Origin of the sequence: Brevibacillus gelatini, assembly GCF_050920745.1 — a bacterium.
In the GTDB taxonomy this organism is placed as follows: Bacteria; Bacillota; Bacilli; order Brevibacillales; family Brevibacillaceae; genus Brevibacillus; species Brevibacillus gelatini.
Window position 1 is genome coordinate 3,368,874 of the sequence record NZ_CP154342.1, and the last position, 19,387, is coordinate 3,388,260.

Below are 19,387 nucleotides of genomic sequence, written 5' to 3' on the forward strand. Positions count from 1 at the left end.
ACCACAGGCAAAGCATGCGGGGTGGCCTGAATTTTTGTTCCACCCGTGAAAAAGGGTGCCCGCCCGTCAGCCAATGACAGTCGTGGCACCCTCTTTTGGGAAACGAACTAGCAGCAGCGCGTCACTCCGCCTTTTTCAAACCGTTCGCGCAAGGCGTACATGTAATACTCGCGCTCGGTCATCGGGAAAATGCCTGGGGCCCCATGCTTTTCGTACCAGTGTTGCAGGTAGCGGTCGTAGTCGGGCATGCCGAAAACCGTTTTGATCGCTGAGCTGACACGTCGCAGCGCCTTGCGCATCTCTCTTAGCTTTCGTTTCATGCGACATGGTGTCCTTTTTCGTCGATGACAGGCCCCTTGGACTGGATGTACGGCGACTCGTGCAGCGGGTACTGTCTACCGCGCAGGATGTTGATCCACACCCGCGCCCCGTCGAGGATGATCCCGATGGTGATGACCATGAAGATCGCGCATACTGCTGCGTCAATCTGGTCGTTCAGGATCATTTTTTGCGCGGCCTCCACCGTTTTTACCCCGTTTGGCAGCGTGCCGGCATCCAGTGCCTTTTGGAAAGCGTCCGCATGGGCGAGGAAGCCGATTTTCGGATCAGCATGGAACAGCTTTTGCCAGCCTGCGGTAAGCGTTGCCGTCGTCAGCCAAGCCATCGGAACGAGCGTGACCCACGAATAGGCAGCCTTGCCCATTTTGAAAATCAAGGTCGTACCGACAGTGAAAGCAATCGCGGCAAGCATCTGGTTGGCGATACCGAACAGCGGCCACAAGGTGTAAATGCCGCCGAGCGGGTCCATGACCCCTTGCAATAGGAAGTAGCCCCAGCCGAGCGTAATGATCGCCGAGCCGATCAGGTTCCCCGGCAGCCAGTTGACCTGCTTCATTTTCGGGATCACGTTGCCGAGCATGTCTTGCACCATGAAGCGCCCTACGCGGGTTCCTGCATCAATCGTGGTCAAAATGAATACGGCTTCAAACAAAATCGCGAAGTGGTACCAGAACGCCATCAGCGCTTTTCCGCCCAAAATGCCGGAGAAAATCGTCGCCATCCCGATTGCCAGCGACGGAGCCCCGCCTGTTCGGGAGAGAATGGTCTTTTCCTGAATGTCATTCGCGAGCGTGGTCAACTGGTCAGGCGTGACCGTAAAGCCCCAGCTGTTGATCGTCGCGGCGGCCGCCGCAGCGTCCACCCCAATGGCGGCGGCAGGAGAGTTGATCGCAAAGTAAACGCCTGGCGTGAGGACACATGCCGCAATCATCGCCATGATCGCCACGCCGGACTCCATCAGCATCCCGCCGTAGCCGATCAGCGGCGCATGCGATTCTTTTGCAATCATCTTCGGTGTCGTGCCGGACGAGACGAGCGCGTGGAAGCCGGATACCGCCCCGCAGGCAATCGTAATGAACAAGAACGGGAACAAGTTGCCCGCAAACACAGGACCCGTCCCATCAATGAACTTGGTCAGGGCCGGCATGTGCAGCGGCGGCAGCGTCAGCACGATTCCCACGGCCAGCACGCCAATCGTTCCGACCTTCAAAAACGAGCTGAGGTAATCGCGCGGCGCCAACAGCAGCCAGACAGGCAAAACCGAAGCGATAAAGCCGTAAATGATAATCATCCACGCAAGCTGTACTTTGCTAAACGTAAATGCAGGGCCCCACGTTGGCGAAGCCGCGACAAGCTGGCCCAGCCAGAGGGAGAAGAACAGGAGCGCCAGCCCGATCAACGAGCCTTCCATGACCCGTCCCGGACGAATGTAGCGCATGTACAGCCCCATCAACACAGCAATCGGCAGCGTCATGAAAATCGTAAAGGTGGCCCACGGAGACTCCGCGAGAGCGTTGACAACGACCATCGCCAAAACCGCAATCAAAATGACCATAATCGCAATGATTCCGACCAGGGCGAGCACGCCGCCAACCGGCCCGATCTCTTCCTTGGCGATCTGTCCCAGTGACTTCCCGTTGCGGCGCATCGAGCCGAACAAAATGACGAAGTCCTGCACCGCTCCACCGAGCACGACCCCGACGATAATCCAGATCGTTCCCGGCAAATACCCCATCTGGGCCGCCAAGGTCGGGCCTACCAGCGGCCCCGCTCCGGCAATCGCGGCGAAGTGATGCCCGAACAAAATCCATTTGTTCGTCGGCACAAAGTCTTTTCCATCGTTGTTTACTTCTGCAGGTGTGGCCCGATTGTCATCCAGCCCCATAATTTTTCTGGCAATAAAACGGCTGTAAAAACGGTAAGCAACAGCATAAGTGCAAAATGCCGCAGTCAGCAACCAGAACGAGTTGACCGACTCTCCTCGATTGAGCGCGATGATGCCAAAGCCAACCGCGCCCAAAGCGGCAATCCCGCCCCAAATCAGGAGGGAGAGAAGCCATTTTTTCATTCAATTCGCCTCCTTTTCCGCTTCCATTTAAAAATTAAAAATTCAGGCAATTTACCTTACCACAAGGTATCACGAAGGAGGGCATGGCCAAAACAAAAAATGGCTGAACGGTACAAAAACAAGCACGAGATGCAACATAACCGTTTGAGTGAGATCGCATACAATGCTGTCACCGCCCTGCAAAGCAAAAAGCCCGTCAACCAGCACAAACTCTCTGTGCGAAAGACGGGTTTTTTGGCATCGGCAAAAGGCTTCCGGCCGGGGCCGGGAAAACGCATGCGCAGCGCGAACGAAAAAAATCCGCCCCGGCTAAAAGCCCAGCCGCTTTTTCAGTTCCTTCACCACGTTGCGGCTGACGGGCACCTCTGTCTTGCGGCTGTCCTGCATCACAAGATGAATGGAGCCTTTGAACCACGGAACCAGCTCAGCCGTTTTCGCCAAATTGACGATAAACGCCCGGTGCGTCCGGAAAAACTGCTGGCGCGACAGGCGGCTCTCCAGCTCCTGCAGCGTAAAGCTGGTGGCGTACTGTTCGCAGTCGGTGTAAATGCTCGCGTACCGCCCTTCCAAGGTGGCGAAGACGATTTCGTTCGGGTCGATCAGCATGATTTTCCCGTTTTTTTCCACGGGAACACGTCGCGGCTGCTGATCGGCCAGGACCGTTTGCAGCAGGCTTTGCAACTGTTCCTCGGAAAAGCGCGCTGGCTCGGTCCGCGCTTTTTGCGCGTGCAGCAGCTTGCGGACACGATTCATCGTCTTTTCCAGCCGCGTCTCGCTAAACGGCTTGACGATGTAATCGACCGCTTCTGTTTCAAAGGCGCGAACCGCATGGATTTCATAGGCGCTCGCGAAAATGATGACAGGCGGCTGCACCATCGACTCCAGAAGCTCCTGGCCTACGTCGACGCCATCCCGATCCTGCAAGTGGATGTCCAGGAAGACCGCATCCGGTTCCAGCTGCATGACGGCTTCAATGGCTTCTTCTCCGCTTTCCGCTTCCCCGATTACCGACACATCGGGAAACTGCGCAAGCAAATAGCGCAATTCCTCCCGCGCCGGTGCCTCATCATCCACGATGAACACTTTTAGCACTACTACTCACTCCTATTGGCAATTGTATCGTACACGTCGTCCCAATCCCCGCGCTGCTCTCGATGACGATTCCATACGGCTCGCCGTAAATCGAAGCGAGCCTGTTTTTCACGTTGGACAAGCCGATTCCGGACAGACGCCGCCGATCGCTTTTTTGCGTCTGGGCGGGCAAAAACGGGTCTGTGTCCATCCCGACCCCGTCGTCTGCCACGGTCAGCTCAAGCGTATCGTGCTCGACTCTTCTCGCGCGAATCTTGACCGTGCCCCCTTCGCGCTTGGGGAGCAGTCCGTGCTTGACCGCGTTTTCCACGAGCGGCTGCAGAATCAGACCGGGCACCGTGTACCGCTCCACGCCAGGCTCAATGTCGTATTCCACATGCAGCTTTTCGCCAAAACGGGCCCGTTCAATCGCCAAATACGCCTCGATGTGCTCCAACTCGCCAGCCAGGCTGACATAGCCGCCGGAATCGTGCAGGTTGCGGCGAAAATACTCGCCAAGGTGAATCAAGAGCTCACGCGCCTGCTCTGGCCGAAAGCGGATGAAAGACACAATCGTATTGAGCGCATTGAACAAAAAATGCGGGTTGATCTGCGCGTGCAACGCTTTGATTTCCGCGTCGGCAAGCAGCCGTGACTGCTTTTCCAACTCGGCCAGCTCCAGTTGGGTAGAAATCAGATTGCCCAGGCCACGCACCAGCTCCAAATCGACTGCCGAGAGCATGCGCGACCGATCCTGATACAGCTTGAGCACGCCTGCGACCTCCCGCCTGCGCATCAGCGGCACGATAATCGCATAGCGCAAGGGGCAGTTTGCCTCCATGCAGCCGATCTCCTCTTTTGTCCGGGCGATCATCAGCTTTTTGCTCTCCAGCACTTCCCTGGTCGCCTTCGTGGAAATGCCTTCTCCTACCACGTGATGCGACGAGCCCGCGCCGACGTGGGCAAGCACGCAGCGCGTATCGGTAATCGCGACAGCAGCGACCCGTGTCGTGCGCAAAATTTCCTCCGCTACCTTTTTCGCCGATTCATAGTTCAAGCCTTCACGCAAATAGGACAGCGTCTTGTCTGCGACCTGCATGGTCCGCTGCGCCTGGAGCGCGCCGATCCGGTCCTCTTCTTTTTTCACCAGGTCAATAATGATAATCAGGATGGCGATGCCAAGCGAGTTGACGACAGACATCGGGAAGCTGATCGATTGCACGAGTGCCAGCGCCTCCTCGTAAGGCCGGGCTACGAGTAAAATAATGCCCATCTGCATCCATTCCGCCAAAAAGCCTACGACCAGCGCGGTCGTCCAGCCGATCTCCTGATTGCGGTTGCGGCGAAACTGGTAAATCAGCCCGGCCATGACCCCTTCGCTGATCGTGGAGATCGTGCAGGCCAGGTCGGTAAAGCCGCCCAGCGAATAGCGGTGAATCCCTGCGACAAGGCCCGTCATCAGCCCGACCCAGGGGCCTGCGAGCAATCCGGCTACTACCGTGCCGATGACGCGGGAATTGGCGATGGCGTCCTGGTACCAGATGCCGTTGTACGTCCCGAGAATCGAGATCGCAGAAAAAATAAGCACCATGACGGCCTTTTCCCGCCAGGTCGCCCGCTGGTTCAGGATGCTGCGGAAAGCCCGCACCCGCGTAAACAGCAAGGCGGCTACGATCAAAACAGCCGTCCGCTCCGCGAGCGGGATCATCAGGGACATGTTCATTGGCTCACCTTCTTCGCACACGTTTTTTGGCCAGCTTGAAGATCGGCGGCCCTTTGCTTCATTATCCATAGCAGGCAAAGAAGTGGTCAAGCGAATTGTCAGAGTAGGCAGAATATGTCTCAGGGGCTGCCGGGAGCATGAACGCTCAAAAAGGCAGTCTTTTGGCTTTCGTCCCGCTGCACGTGAAAAAGCCGTCTGTTGTACCAAGGCGCACAACAGACGGCTTTTCATATGTTGAGTGTATGAATCCTTCGTTACAGGTTGCCGCGGCGCGCCTGCTCGCGCTCCAGCGCTTCGAACAGCGCCTTGAAGTTGCCGTTGCCAAAGCCGCGTGCCCCTTTGCGCTGGATGATTTCGATGAACAGCGTCGGACGGTCTACGATAGGCTTGCTGAACAGTTGCAGCAGGTAGCCTTCATCGTCTCTGTCGACCAGGACGCCGAGCTTTTTCAACGCTTCGATGTCCTCGTCGATTTCGCCCACGCGCTCCTTCAAATCTTCGTAGTAGGTGTCCGGTACGGAGAGGAAGTCTACGCCGTTATCACGCAGCTTCGAGACGGTTTCGATAATATCGTTCGTCAAAATCGCGATGTGCTGCACACCTGGTCCTTTGTAAAAATCGAGGAACTCCTGAATTTGCGACTTGCGGCGACCTTCCGCCGGTTCGTTGATCGGGAACTTGATGCGGCCTGTGCCGTTTTGCATCACTTTGGACATGAGCGCCGAATACTCGGTGGAAATATCGTCCTCGCTGAAGTTTTGCACAGCCGTGAAGCCCATGACCCGCTGGTAGTAGCCCACCCATTCGTCCATGACTTCCACGTTGCCCACGATGTGGTCGATCCCGATCAGTCCGGTGCTCTCGCCTTTTACCTGAGATTCGTAGGCGGTATAGCCGGGCAAAAACGGACCGTTGTAGTTTTTCCGCTCGATGAAAGAGTGAATGTTATCGCCGTATGTGCCGATCACCGCTTTTTTCACGGTGCCAAATTCATCTGTGTACTCAGTCGGCTCCATGATCGGGATCGCACCGCGGGAAACCGCTTCGCGGTACGCTTGCTCACAGTCGTCCACGCGCAGGGCAACGTCTTTCACTCCATCGCCGTGCTTTTTCACAAATTCGGCGATTGGGTGTTCAGGCGTCAGAGCGCCGCTGACGACAAAAGTCATGTGCTTTTGCTTCAACACGTAGGAAACCTTTTCGCGCGAGCCTGTTTCCAGCCCGGCATACGCGACTGGCTCAAAGCCGAACGCTTTTGTGAAGTAATGCATCGCCTGCTTGGCGTTTCCTACATAAAACTCCACATAGTCCCAGTCCTGGATCGGGAAAAAATCGGTGTTGCCCATTTGTTTACCCCTCCGCTTTCATTGTTTTTTCATTATTGTTACTCTTTTATGAATTGGGATTATTTTGTCGTTACCTTGAGATTACATTGGAAGCGCTTCCTCGTGCAAGAACACGGAATAACGCGAAAACGCTCAAACGCTTTCACTGATAAAAGTGCGCAACTGAGCGCCCGCTTGGTAGAATATAGGCAGAGCAAATCCGAGCAGGAGGTGGGGCAGTTGTCAGGTCAATGGAGTCAAGAGGCAGCCAGGCAGTGGGATTCTTTTGCCGCCGACTGGCACAAGCGTAGTGAGCAGATGTGGGAAAAAGGCAGCCGCAGCACGATCCTCCCCTTTTTCATGCGGCACGTCTACCCTGAGCAGGGACCGATTCTGGATGCGGGGTGTGGAGACGGCTATGCAAGCTGCAAGCTGGCCAGGCATGGCTATACGGTAGAAGGGGTTGACATTGCCGGGGAAATGATTCGTCTTGCCCAGGAGCGGAAACAGCATTTCCCGGAAAATGTTCATTTCCAGACAGCAGATATTGGCAGGCTGCCGTTCGCAGATGGTACGTTTGCAGGCGTGATGTCCATTAACGTAGTGGAATTTACGCCCGCTCCCTTGAAAGCGTTGCTGGAGCTGCGCCGCGTACTCGGGCCGGGAGGCATTCTCGTCCTTGGCATTCTGGGTCCGACAGCGGGACCGCGCGCCCACAGCTATCGGCGGCTGTACGAGGAAAACACGATTCAAAACACGATGATGCCGTGGGAAGCGAAGCAGCTGGCCACAGAAAACGGCTTCGCGCTGCTCGCGGAGGAGCCGGTGTACAAGGAAGGGATTACCCCGGATATTGCGGGACGCTTGAGCGTGGAGCTGCAGGAGGCGGTCAGCTTTTTGACGTTGTTTGCCCTGCGGAAGCAACAGCAAAGCAACTGATCTTTTCTACGTCAAAAGGCTGCTGGACCGAGCGATCCGGCAGCCTTTTCTTTTTATTTGTAGGCGACGTTGTTTTTTTGCATCCAGGCGAGCTTGCTCGCTGCAAGCTGGGCAATCGTCGGCTCCTCTGTTCCGTAAAGCAGGCGGTACAGACGCTGGGTTTCGACCAGATCGTTGTAGGTCAGGTACGGGTAGTCCGCTCTCCCGAATGTGCCGTCGGGAAAATAAGCGTAGTGTAAATCGCCGTTTGCCAACAGCCAGCGGGTGCCCAGATTGACAACTCCCGCAAGCATCACGTCTGCCAGGTCTTTGTCTTCCTGATTGCCAAATTGCAGGTAGCTGCTGTACAAGAAATTGATTTCGGCCAACTGGTGGTTGAGCGAAACGTGTGTCCGGGCGGCGGGATTTTTCGCTGAAGCGTAATCAGCCACGAGCCAGCCCGTCTGTATCCCGTTCACGACGTAATGGTTGCTCGCTGCATGCTTTTGAAAATACGTCCGGTATTTTTGCGCCGACTGGCAGAACAACTCTTCCGCGTACTGGGCGCATCCGCGCAGCATTAAATCTGCTGCTCCCGTATTAAAGCGCGTATCGTAAAAGCCATCCGGAATGCCGTAGTCCTGGCTCAGCCACAGCGAGCGGGGCAGCGACTTCCAGTACCCCTCCGGCTCCTGCTGGAGCAAGCTTGTTTTCAACATCACATAGCCCATGTTGCGTGCGGCCCTGCTGCCTCCCGTGTACAAAAAGGAGCGCAAGACGTAATTTTCGGGAATCCGCCAATAGGCGTTTGCGGAAGTAGGCTCGTAGGTCGAGGGGCTTTTGTAGTAATAGCCGTCATACAGCCACTTAGCGTTTTGCGTGACATCGAGCGCAAGCCAGATTTGGTCAATCGTCTGCTCGCCCCACGGCACGAGGGGCTCCCTCGATTCCAGCGCCCACATCTCGCTGACATAGCCCGCCTTGATCGGCAGCCTGATTTCCAGAACGACGCCGCTCGCGTTTTTCTTGACCTGGATCGGCAGCGCCAGCTCTTTCTGTTCTTCAATGGTGCCTCTCCCTTTATGGACATAGACGATGGGCTCCCCGAGCCAAATGTATCGTCCCTCTGTTTCAACGAACCCGGGAGCAAGCGGCAGCTCCTTGACCTGATCCAGCGTCACAGATTTCCAATAGGCCTGCTTCGCGTCGTTGTACGCCCGGTAGCGAAACATCATGTTCTGGCTTTTGCCCTGAATCGGTATCGTAATCACGTATGGCTTTGCATTTTTCTTGCCGCTGATTTGCTGGCTCCAATACACATCTCCGTCGCCAAACACAAACTCTCGTTTTTTGTGTATGGCGCCGTTTGGCGTGCTGGTCGTTTCTTTTTCAACGGGCTTTTGCCAAAGGGGCACAGCATCGGAATCGGAAGCAAAAGCCGGGCCGGGTAAAAAGGTGCTTACGGCGATGGCCGTCATCAAAAGGAGCAAAGCGCTGATTTTTCTGACCATGTCATCCCCCTGTCCTGAAGAAAAACTCCTCCATTTCAATTGTTTAAACTGACTTAACTTTTGTATTAATATGTAAATGATACCAGATTATGCTCGACAAATCACCCTGAAGTCCGCTTTTCTGCAAACGAATCAGGAGGGCGCGTGCTATTTTTGCAATTATCTGATAGTAATATCTCCGCGTACCGGCAGTAGAAGCGCGTTAGCCAGCTTGGTTTTGCCGCCCTTTTGGCGTAGGTCTGATTGTGGAATCAAAAAAGTCCCTCACCCATTAAGACTGTGGCGAGAGACTTTCCGTTTCACTTTATCGCGAAATCATTTTATTAGGACAATACTTTTTTGACTTCATTCATGGTTTTCTGCAAAAGCTGATCGACGACGCCTGCTTCTTTTACGTGTCCGATCAAATTGTCGCTCAAGTCGTCCAACAGGCTGCGCGCTTCATTGACCTGACTGGAAACATCGTCGGCAAAGCGCTTTTGCTGCTGGATAATCTCCATGACGCCTGCCACTTCGGTGTTGACTTCGTGGAATGCGCGGACGATTCCGTCCATTTTCTCGGACGCCTCCTTGCTGATCGACAGTCCGTTCTTGATCGCATTGCCGCTCTTCTCGCTGTTGGCGAGCGCTTCTTTTGTTTCCTCCTGGATTTTGCCGATCAGTTCGGCAATCGTTTTGGTTGAGCTCGCTGTCATTTCTGCCAGTTTGCGCACCTCATCCGCCACGACTGCGAAGCCTCGTCCTTGCTCGCCCGCACGCGCCGCCTCAATCGCAGCATTGAGCGCGAGCAAATTCGTCTGGTTGGCAATATCGCTGATGACCTTGACGATGCTCGTAATCTCCGAGGAGCGTTCTTCCAGCCGGCTCATCGAGCGGGATGTGTTCACCGATTCTTTTTCCAGCTGGCTCATGACCTCGACCACTTCGGTCATCGCCTTTTTGCCGGCTTCCGAGCGCTCCACCGATTCCTTGCAGATGACAGTCAGCCGTTCTCCGCGCACGGAGAGTTGGTTGGCAGACTCATCGTCTTTTTCGTTAACAGCCTGGATTTTCTCCACGACGTTTTTCATTTGGGTAGCCAGACGGGCAAGACCGTCATGCTGGGCATTTACCTCGTTGTGCTGGGAAATGATCGCTCCCATCTGTTCATACAGTCCGAGCAACTCGGTTTTCCACGCGTCTTGCTGTTGTGCTGTGTTCTCTGTTGCCAAGGGTGTCACTGCTGTCGCCGCTGTCTCTTTTGCCGCAAGTCCTTTGTCCTTTTTCCAAAACATCCGTTTCCCTCTCCTTTTTCTCTACTTGTCTCCCCGACGCGAATACACGCGGGATTCGACAATCCCCGGGTGCTGCTTCGCAAGACTCAGCAAATTTTCCAAGAAATAGTAGTGTCCCTCCAACAATTCCACGTCCTTGCGCTCAAAGCTTTTCACCTGCAAATACTGCTGCATCTCCAGGGCGTAACGCTCCAATCTATCGTGAAAGTCGTTGGCGCGAAGCATCTGATCCACTTCCGGATACTCTGTTTTTAACCGGGTGATTTCGCTGTACACCCTGCCGCCCTCCAGAATCATCTGGTAGGCCGTCCGTTCCAGTGAAGCAGCCGTGGCCGCCTCCTGCTCCTTACGCTCCTCGCGCAAAGCGGACAAGTACGTGATAAAATGGTAGACAGTTAAAAACAAAGGCCCTAAAAATAAAATGATTCCTGCTTTGTACACATGCTGATTGGATAAATTGCTGATGAGCAGGAAAAGGTGAAACAAGATAGCTCCCAACCATACATAGATGATGATCTGGTGATTGATCTTCCCTGCCTTTTGGTGGCGGGAAAAGGCAAAGGTAAGCCCGAGCAGGTAAAAGGCGAGCAACGTAAAGCTGGCTGAGAACAAAGCCATCTCCATATCGACAAGCCAGTCTGCATCGGCGGGAATTTCGATGAAGAATTCAAAAGCGAGCACCAGCAGTGAGAAAAGCAACCCCATGATCCAAAACCGGCTGACTTCCGAGTCGTTCCTCCGCCGGGAGCGGTATCGTTCTGCACGGGTTCCCTTCATAACAAGCTCTCACCTCATCTTCTATGATTCGCCATCATTCTCGCTTTTCCTTTTATATGCGGCCAAATTTGACAACGGAGGCGTTTATGACACAAACTCTACCCGGACTCTTCACGGAACGTATGAAAAACCTGCTGGAACAGGAATACGAAGCGTTCATCGCTTCCTACGACAAGCCCGTCACGCACGGCTTGCGGGTCAATCCGCTCAAGGTCGCGCGTGAGCAGTTTCTTTCCCTCTCTCCGTTTGCGCTGGAACCGGTTGCCTGGTGCGCAAACGGTTTTCGCTACAAAGAGCAAGACCGTCCCGGCAAGCACCCGTTTCACGCCGCGGGCTTGTACTACTTGCAAGAGCCAAGCGCCATGTCTGCTGCCGAAGCGCTCGACGCCAAGCCAGGCGAACGAATCCTTGACCTGTGTGCGGCCCCCGGCGGCAAGTCCACCCAGCTCGCTGCGGCCCTGAACGGCGAAGGCTTGCTCGTTGCCAACGAGATTCACCCGGTTCGCGTGAAGGCGTTGGCGGAAAACCTGGAACGCTGCGGCGTGAAAAACGCGGTCGTGACAAACGAGACGCCCGAGCGGCTGCAGGAGCGTTTTCCACAGTTTTTCGACAAAATTCTCGTCGATGCCCCGTGCTCCGGCGAAGGGATGTTCCGCAAGCTGCCGGAAGCCGTGGAAGACTGGTCGCCGCACAAAGTGACAGAATGCCACCTGATGCAAAAAGATATTCTCGACGCCGCCAGCGCCATGCTGAAACCGGGCGGAACGCTCGTCTACTCTACTTGCACGTTCGCTCCGCTGGAAAACGAACAGACTCTCGTCGATTTTCTGGCCCGGCACCCGGAGTTTACGATTGTCCCGCTGCCGCAGCCGGAATGGTTCGCTCCCGGCCAGCCAAACTGGGCAACCCCTGCCTGCGAACAGCTCCGCGATACAGCGCGCCTGTGGCCGCATCGACTGCAAGGCGAGGGCCACTACCTCGCCAAGCTGCAAAAAAGTGCCGACGCAGACAGTGAACCAATCGCAGCGGCTGGCAAGCGCAAGGAAAAACGAACCGCCAAAGCCGCTGCTCCCGCCGGACGCAAGGAAGCGCTGGCTGCCTGGCGCACTTTTGTCAAGGAAGCGATTCCGCAGCTCGCAGACGAGTTTGCCGACGAATCCGCCTTTGTCCTGTTTGGCGAGCAGCTATACTACTCGCCCATTCCCGGGATGGACTGGGACAAGCTCAAGGTCGCCCGCGTCGGCTTGCATCTCGGTACGGTGAAAAAAAATCGGCTGGAGCCTGCGCACGCGCTCGCGCTCTCCATCACGCCGGCCGAAGCTGCTCGCGTAGCCGACTACAGTGCTGACGATCCTGACCTGTTGCGCTATTTAAAAGGCGAAGCACTCGCCCGGGACGGGGCGAACGGCTGGACACTGGTCGCTGTCGACGGCTTTTCCATCGGCTGGGGCAAGCAGTCGGAGGGGCAGTTGAAAAATCATTATCCGAAAGGACTGCGGTGGGTGTAGAGATCACAACAAAGCCCGCACGCTCACCATGCCTGACACATGTTGCAGCTTGCGGGCTTTTCGCTTGTTTCCTGGTCATTCTAACGTCTTCCATCGCGAGACTTGTCGTCGACCACTGTCAAGGAGCCGTTTTTAATGTAGCGCATTATTTTTGATACAGAGATACCTGTCGCGTTGGCAATTTGCATCGCATTCGAATTCGGATTGCTGCGGAGGTAGTTGCGAATCATCCGATAGTCTTCCAGTTCGTTTTGGCCGCACACATGGCAACTGTATTCGTTCGGATTCATTTTGCTCCCGCATTTGAAGCACGTATCAATCATCATTCGTTCTCCTCACAACCTGTACTTTGTCGCAAAGGGTTCTCTCTACCAATATTTTACCTTCATTCTTCCAGGAGGAAAACATTATTTCACAACATCTTCATTTTTTCGCCGCAAAAACTGCCCCATAACAGCCAAGGAGCCTCCCGCAGTATCAGAAGGCTCCTTCTCTTTTTGACTGGCACATGTCAGGCGCAGCTCATGCGCTTGTCCCGCTGTCCCTTGCCCTAATTCTGGCGGAACGGTCTTGCCCCTTTGGCAGCGCGGCCTGCTTTGCCTCTTCCCGCTTTTTTGGCGTCAGCGGGCTTTACGGTCTTGCCTGCTTTGCGCGCGGCAATCGCCTCAGCCTTTCTGCGGTTTTTCTCATAGCGCATCTGGAGTTCTTCCAGTTCGCGCGCCAGCTTCTTTTTGTAGCCCGGCTTCACTTTGGCTTTTTTCTTCAAAGCTTCGCGAACAGGAGCAAACTCCTTCTCTTTTTCTTTTTGCTGCTCTTTTGCCTGTTTGGCGCGCAGCTCGATGAAGTGGGCTTCCCGCTCCAGTGCACGCTGGCGACGGCCTGCATCCAGATGGCGGCCAGGCTCCAGAATGCGCTCTTCAATCGACGCCTTCGTCGCTTTGGCGAAGCGGCTCATCAAGTTTTTCTGGCGCGGCGAAATGAGCGAGATTGCTTTTCCGCTCTGTCCGGCGCGCCCTGTCCGGCCTACGCGGTGAATGTAGCTCTCCACGTCATTTGGCAAATCGTAGTTGATAACGTGCGAGACGCCCTCGACATCCAGCCCGCGCGCGGCAATATCCGTCGCCACCAGATACTGGAAGCGCATCTCGCGGAAATGCCGCATTAGCTGCTCGCGCTTGCTTTGCGACAGGTCCCCGTACAACGCTTGCGCCTGAAATCCGTTTTCCTGCAGGCGGGCAGTGAGCTGCTGCACGCGCACTTGCGTATTGGCAAAAACGATGGTCAAAAACGGCTGCTCCTGCTCCAAAACGTCCACGAGCGCATCCGTCTTGTCGCTTTGGTTGACGACGTAGTAAAACTGCTCGATTTTTTCCACGGTCTTTTGCTTGCCTTCGATCTTGATGTGCGGCGGTTGCTTCATGAAGCGATGAGCCAGCCGCTTCACCATATCCGGCATGGTTGCGGAGAACAGCAGCACTTGACGCTGGGAAGGCGTATGGACGATGACTTGCTCTACATCCTCCAAAAAGCCCATCTCCATCATCTTGTCCGCCTCATCCAGCACGAGCGTGGAAATCCGCCCGAAGTGCAGCGAGCCGCGCTGCATGTGATCCAGCACGCGTCCTGGCGTACCGACGACGATGTGTACAGTCGATTTCAGCTTGCTCAACTGTCTGTCAATGTCGGTTCCGCCGTGCAGCGACAGCACATTTACATGAAGATGCTTGCCCAGCTTCTCCACTTCTTTGGCGATCTGAATGGACAGCTCGCGCGTCGGGGTGAGAATCAGCGCCTGAATGTCGCGCTTGCCCGCATCCAGACGGTTCAGGATCGGCAGCATGAACGCCGCTGTTTTCCCTGTTCCGGTCTGCGCTTGTCCAATCACGTCTTTTCCCTCCAGAATCAGCGGAATCGCTTCCTCCTGGATCGGGGTCGGTTCTTTATAGTACAGGTCTTGAATCCCTTGCATCAGCTCCGGTCGAAAGCCAAAAGACGCAAACGATTTTGCCATCAAATCCACTTCCTTTCACACGCGGTCTTCCGTTTCACGCACCCTGACCTGCATGGACAGCGGGTGGGAAGAAATCGGGCTTGCGGTATGAACCCGTTTTCGGTAACAGTCCTTGCGAAATCCTATCCTACCTATACTAAAGGAGTCGAATCAAAAATACAACCAAACCGTTTGATCCCGTTTCGGTCTTTCCCGGAATCCGCCAACTGTTTAGCCGCATGAGAAAACTCGGCGATTGCCGAGCCTTTGGCGACTATCGACCAAAATAAGCAGAGGATGCAAGCCTTACGCTGCATCCTCTCTTTACCTGTGCTGCTTATTTTGCCAACTCGTAAATGGCTTGCGCATAAATCGCAGTCGCCTTGACGAGATCGTCGACCAAAATGTACTCGTCCCGCTGATGGGCACTGCCCGGACGCCCCGGAAACAGCGGCCCGAACGCTACGCCGACATCGAGCGAACGGCCGTAGGTGGCACCGCCGATGGCGATGATGCCCGCCTCTTCGCCTGTCTGCTCGGTGTACACCCGTTGCAGCGTTGTTACCAGCGGATGGCTGGGGTCTACGCGATGCGGCGGCAGATGCTCAACAACTTCCAGCTCGAACGCGGCCTCGCCAAAGCGTTCCGCGAGAATCTCCGACCATTTTTCAAACGAGATCGAGTGCGGGTAGCGAATGTTCAGGCGGAACAGCGCGTCCCCTTCCGCTTCGTATTCCAGCACGCCCGTGTTCAGCGTGAGGGCCCCCATTTCCTCGTCGTCATGGGCGATTCCGAGCGCTTCCCCGCCGTGTTGCCTGTGCAAGTAGCGGTCTGCCACTTCCATGTATACGGCTGCACGCGCATCGAGCGCGAGTGTCCGCAGGAAGTGAATCAGCTCCGTGCCTGCGTTGACGCCTTTTTTCGGGTCCATTCCGTGTACGGAGACACCCTCCATGTGCAAGACGACCGACCCGTCCTTCGCTTCCGCCTGCCCCTTCAAGCCTGTCTGCTCCAGGTGTGTACGGTAGCGGTCGATGATCGTCTGGCTGTCAGCGGACAGCGGCGCAAGAGTCGCCACCGCTTTGTCCGGCACCATGTTCATGCGCAAGCCTGCCTGCAATGAAACAAGCTTGGCTTCCGCCTGCTCCGCTACAGGCTTGCCGAGCTGCCGGAACGCGGCATACGTCTGGCGCAAGGTCAAATCCGTCAGGCCCTTTTCCGCGTAAATCAATGGAAAATCAGCATCAGGCGTGAAGCCCATCGTCGGCATTTCCTCGGTTTCAAAGTACGTCTTGACGCACTGCCAGTTCGACTCTTCGTCCGTACCGAAAATAAAGCGCACGCGCTTGGAGAGCGGCAGTCCCAGACCCAGGACCACTTTGGCTGCAAAAATCGCCGCCATGGTCGGCCCTTTGTCGTCAATGGCTCCGCGCGCCACCAGTTTGCCGTCCACGATCTCGGCCGCAAACGGCGGCGTGCTCCAGCCATCTCCCTCCGGCACGACATCGACGTGGCTCAAGATGCCGATCAGCTCTTCGCCTTGCCCGAACTCGGCATGGGCGGCGTATCCGCGCACATCCTTAGTCGTCATCCCGGCTTTTTTACATACGTCCAGGGCAAAGTCCAGCGCGGCGCGGATGCCTTCGCCAAACGGCGCTCCCTCGCGAGCAGTAGCCGGATCGAGCACGCTTTTGATCCGCAAAAACTCCTGGGTGGTGGCAATCAGCTCATCCTTGAGCTTGTACGTTTCCTCTAGCCAATTAATGGTCGTCATGTTTGGTTTCGTTCCTTTCATTTTGGCCGCCGTCCATGAGTTCGGCATCGACGTCCAGATCCAGCTCTACCAGGGAGAGCAGCGATTCCATCGGCACTTCCTTTTTCGTAAATTCGGCCTGTGCTTCCTTGATCTCGTCGCGGATGTTGTTCATTTCGCTGTCCAGCTTGTACGATGCCTTGGCAGCTTCAAACAGGCGCTGGCGAATGTTCGACGGGATGATGCCTTCGTATTTGTAATTCAGCGAGTGTTCAATTGTCGCCCAAAAGTTCATCCCAAGTGTACGAATCTGGATCTCCACAGGAATCGTCACCTGTCCGTCCGCCATCATGATCGGGTATTCGACAGCCAGATGATAGCCGCGATAACCGCTCTCTTTAGGCTTGGAAACATAGTCTTTTTCCAAATAGACACGCATGTCGCCGCGCTTGCGGATCATCTCCACCACGGCGGGAATATCGTCAATAAACTGGCAGATGACGCGAATCCCCGCGATGTCCCTGATCTCCCAGCATATATTTTCATCAATCGGAAATTGCAGGCGATTCGCCTTGTTGTAGATGCTCGGTATGGATTTCACCCGCCCGACGGCAAACTCAATCGGAGAATGTTCCTTGCGCTTGCGGAACTCGTTGCGGATATTTTTAATTTTGACTTTGATTTCTTCTACAGCTTGTTCGAACGGCAGTAAATAAAGTTCCCAATCCATTTTGTGCACGCTTACGTCCCTCCGGCCCGAAACTCTCCATCATTGTTATCATTCAACATTTTGTGTGAGATATCCTGCCAAAATGTTAGAAAACTCGGCGATTGCCGAGCCTTTGGCGACAGCAGAGCCGTAGTTGCACTTATGTCGATAGGATAAAATTTTATAAATTCCTATCGACCAAAAAGAGCCGGGAAAACGAACATTTCCCGGCGCGTTCCGCACAATATGTCTGATCCGCTTACTTGAGCACAAATGCAGCCAACGACCCGCGCAGTTCTTCCGCCAATTGCGCAAGGTGATCGGTGGACTGGACGATCTGCTCCATGGCTGAACTCTGCTCTTCCACCGCAGAGGAAATGCTCTGCACGCCAGCCGCCGCCTGAACAGACGCTGCCGAAACTTCCTTGGCTACTACGACAACCTGCTGGGCATCTGGCGCCATTCGGGCAAAAGCTTCGCTGACCCGGTTGATCTCGGCCGAGACGCGCAAAATATTTTGCTCGATCCGCTGGAACATTTCCCCCGATTGACGGGCTGTTTTCATCCCGTGAGCGGTAGTCTCGGCTCCCTCTGCCATTTTGGCCACCACGATCATCGTGTCGTTTTGCACGTCGTTAATCATCCGCACAATTTGCTGCGCCGCTTCATCCGTGCCTTCCGACAGCTTGCGCACCTCTCCGGCCACGACCGCGAAGCCTTTTCCATGCTCCCCGGCGCGGGCTGCCTCGATGGCGGCATTCAGCGCGAGCAAATTCGTCTGTCTGGCAATCTCCGTGATGACGGAAATAATCCGGGAAATATCTTGCGACCGCTGCTCCAGCACGCGAATCACCTCAGTGGCCGCCGCTACGGAGCGATTGATTTCCTCCATGCTGCGAATGACCGCCGTCACTGCCTCCCTGCCTTCCTCCGCATGCTGCTTCATCTCGGCTGAGGACAGGTTGACCTGCCGCACATTCTCGGTAACGCCATCGACATCGTTTGTCAGATCAACAGCCAGATTGAGCGTCTGGCCCATTTTTTCCACCTGGCTCTCACTCGACGCCGCTACCTGATCGACGACCTGGACAATTTGCTGGCTGGACGAAGCGATCTCATTCGTATTGCCGTGAATTTCCTGCACCGTATGTGCAACGGAATCCGCAGCCTGTTCTACCTGCACGAGAATGCCGTGCAATTGCTTTTGCATCGTGGACAGCGAACGGGCCATCTCTCCCAGCTCGTCCTTGCGCCTGAGCAGCTTGCCGGGAACGGTCGTGGTCAAGTCGCCCTGGCCAATCCGCTCGGCCACGTGCAGCATCCCGCTGAAGGAGCGGCGCAGCCACCCCGCCGTGTAGAGCGAGATCCCCACGATCACAACCAGGACGACGCCGTTAAAGACGATCATCGCGGTTTGAATGCGATTTGGCCCTGCCAGAATCTCCGGCATGTCGATCTCCGCCAGAATCGCCCACGTATGCTTCGCGACTTTTATCTGGTCAAACGAAACGAGGACGGACTGCCCGCGAAAATCGACGCTCTGCTCTGTCCCCGTAAACCCTTCCGCCTGGAAGACTCGCTCGATGACCGGCGTGTCGACTGTCTGCTGCAAAATCGTCTCCTGACCGTTGCCCAGTTGCGAGCGCATCAGCTTGTCCGACCCGACGAGGTAAATTTTCCCCGTCTCGCCCAGCCCCTCGCGCTGATTCAGCAGGCGGGAGACATAATCGAGCGGCACTTCTACGGCGAGTTGCCCCATCATGTAGCCTTTTTCATAAATCGGGGCCGCAATGTAGACGCCCGGTTCATTTCCTGACGGTTCATATCTGCCCACGTCAGACACTTCTGCGCTCTGGACCTTCAAAACCTGCTGGACGGTTTGGCCCAGCACAGAGTTGGCGTACTGCCCTGTCAGCAAGTTGGTGCCGAAGTCGGACTGCGGATTCGTCTCGTACACGATCACGCCATCGCTGTTGAGCAGATAGGCGTTGGAAAAGCCATAGCGTGCGACCTCCATCTTCAACTCATTGGCAAAGGAAAACTCTGCATCCTTGTAGGCAGCGGATTCCCTGCCTTCCTGCCATATCTGCTGAAAGACAGTAAGAGCAGAGATTACGGTTCCTGAAGCTGCCAGTGTATCAACATTTTTCGTGCGTTCCCGAAAATAGTTCTCCACCTGCTCCTTTTTGCTTAACCGCAATGCCTCCAGCTTAGCCGCACTGCCGACCAGCAATTCCTGTTTGGTCTCCTGATAAGCAAACACTCCTGCCGCCGTCAGCGGTATAATACTCGCGACCAAAAGTACGATCAGTACGCGCGCGCCCAGCTTCATGGTAAGCCCCCCAATTTAAACGCTTTAGTTCCGATTCCATATTCTCTGTATTTTTATATTATTAAGAATATAGTACCAGAAACGAAAAA

General features: G+C 55.3%; 15 protein-coding genes. 2 read left to right on the top strand and 13 right to left on the bottom strand.

Features of this window, described 5'->3' with window-relative positions:
- Positions 1–107 precede the first annotated feature (107 nt).
- The 5 genes from AAFJ72_RS16295 to hppD all read right to left on the bottom strand — a co-directional run bounded on the left by AAFJ72_RS16295 (position 108) and on the right by hppD (position 6,547).
- Complete coding sequence (locus tag AAFJ72_RS16295) at positions 108–320, bottom strand: CstA-like transporter-associated (seleno)protein (protein ID WP_122906464.1); 213 nt, start codon at positions 318–320, stop codon at positions 108–110.
- Positions 317–2,407 (bottom strand): carbon starvation CstA family protein, encoded by a 2,091-nt coding sequence (locus AAFJ72_RS16300; RefSeq protein WP_122906463.1) that lies wholly within the window; start codon positions 2,405–2,407, stop codon positions 317–319. The genes AAFJ72_RS16295 and AAFJ72_RS16300 overlap by 4 nt, the downstream gene beginning before the upstream one ends.
- Before the next feature lie 309 nt (positions 2,408–2,716).
- Complete coding sequence (locus AAFJ72_RS16305) at positions 2,717–3,499, bottom strand: LytR/AlgR family response regulator transcription factor (protein ID WP_432774751.1); 783 nt, start codon at positions 3,497–3,499, stop codon at positions 2,717–2,719.
- Complete coding sequence (locus AAFJ72_RS16310; RefSeq protein ID WP_432774752.1) at positions 3,474–5,201, bottom strand: LytS/YhcK type 5TM receptor domain-containing protein; 1,728 nt, start codon at positions 5,199–5,201, stop codon at positions 3,474–3,476. The genes AAFJ72_RS16305 and AAFJ72_RS16310 overlap by 26 nt, the downstream gene beginning before the upstream one ends.
- A gap of 254 nt (positions 5,202–5,455) precedes the next feature.
- Positions 5,456–6,547: a 4-hydroxyphenylpyruvate dioxygenase gene (gene hppD / locus AAFJ72_RS16315; RefSeq protein ID WP_432774753.1), complete on the bottom strand. Its 1,092-nt coding sequence runs from the start codon at positions 6,545–6,547 to the stop codon at positions 5,456–5,458.
- Between the two features lie 219 nt (positions 6,548–6,766).
- On the opposite strand from hppD, the gene AAFJ72_RS16320 reads away from it, so the two are divergent.
- Positions 6,767–7,465 (top strand): class I SAM-dependent methyltransferase, encoded by a 699-nt coding sequence (locus tag AAFJ72_RS16320; protein ID WP_432774755.1) that lies wholly within the window; start codon positions 6,767–6,769, stop codon positions 7,463–7,465.
- Positions 7,466–7,518: 53 nt separating this feature from the next.
- Here AAFJ72_RS16320 and AAFJ72_RS16325 read toward each other — a convergent pair whose 3' ends face one another.
- The 3 genes from AAFJ72_RS16325 to AAFJ72_RS16335 form a co-directional block, all read right to left on the bottom strand.
- Positions 7,519–8,955 (bottom strand): hypothetical protein, encoded by a 1,437-nt coding sequence (locus AAFJ72_RS16325; protein WP_432774756.1) that lies wholly within the window; start codon positions 8,953–8,955, stop codon positions 7,519–7,521.
- A 323-nt stretch (positions 8,956–9,278) separates the two neighbouring features.
- Positions 9,279–10,229, bottom strand: a complete 951-nt coding sequence (locus AAFJ72_RS16330) for a methyl-accepting chemotaxis protein (RefSeq protein ID WP_432774757.1) — start codon at positions 10,227–10,229, stop codon at positions 9,279–9,281.
- 21 nt (positions 10,230–10,250) lie between these two features.
- Complete coding sequence (locus AAFJ72_RS16335) at positions 10,251–11,006, bottom strand: hypothetical protein (protein ID WP_432774758.1); 756 nt, start codon at positions 11,004–11,006, stop codon at positions 10,251–10,253.
- 86 nt (positions 11,007–11,092) lie between these two features.
- On the opposite strand from AAFJ72_RS16335, the gene AAFJ72_RS16340 reads away from it, so the two are divergent.
- Positions 11,093–12,514, top strand: a complete 1,422-nt coding sequence (locus AAFJ72_RS16340) for an RsmB/NOP family class I SAM-dependent RNA methyltransferase (protein WP_432774759.1) — start codon at positions 11,093–11,095, stop codon at positions 12,512–12,514.
- Between the two features lie 80 nt (positions 12,515–12,594).
- Here AAFJ72_RS16340 and AAFJ72_RS16345 read toward each other — a convergent pair whose 3' ends face one another.
- The 5 genes from AAFJ72_RS16345 to AAFJ72_RS16365 all read right to left on the bottom strand — a co-directional run bounded on the left by AAFJ72_RS16345 (position 12,595) and on the right by AAFJ72_RS16365 (position 19,298).
- Positions 12,595–12,840 (bottom strand): winged helix-turn-helix domain-containing protein, encoded by a 246-nt coding sequence (locus AAFJ72_RS16345; RefSeq protein WP_122906452.1) that lies wholly within the window; start codon positions 12,838–12,840, stop codon positions 12,595–12,597.
- A 224-nt stretch (positions 12,841–13,064) separates the two neighbouring features.
- A complete protein-coding gene (locus AAFJ72_RS16350; protein WP_432774760.1) occupies positions 13,065–14,525 on the bottom strand; it encodes a DEAD/DEAH box helicase in 1,461 nt (486 codons plus the stop codon).
- Positions 14,526–14,841: 316 nt separating this feature from the next.
- On the bottom strand, positions 14,842–16,278 hold the full coding sequence (gene pepV, locus AAFJ72_RS16355) for a dipeptidase PepV (RefSeq protein WP_432774761.1): 1,437 nt from the start codon (positions 16,276–16,278) through the stop codon (positions 14,842–14,844).
- Positions 16,265–16,996, bottom strand: a complete 732-nt coding sequence (locus AAFJ72_RS16360) for a GTP pyrophosphokinase (protein ID WP_122906449.1) — start codon at positions 16,994–16,996, stop codon at positions 16,265–16,267. The genes pepV and AAFJ72_RS16360 overlap by 14 nt, the downstream gene beginning before the upstream one ends.
- A gap of 229 nt (positions 16,997–17,225) precedes the next feature.
- Entirely contained in the window at positions 17,226–19,298 is a 2,073-nt protein-coding gene (locus tag AAFJ72_RS16365) for a methyl-accepting chemotaxis protein (RefSeq protein ID WP_432774763.1), read from the bottom strand.
- Positions 19,299–19,387: the final 89 nt, after the last annotated feature.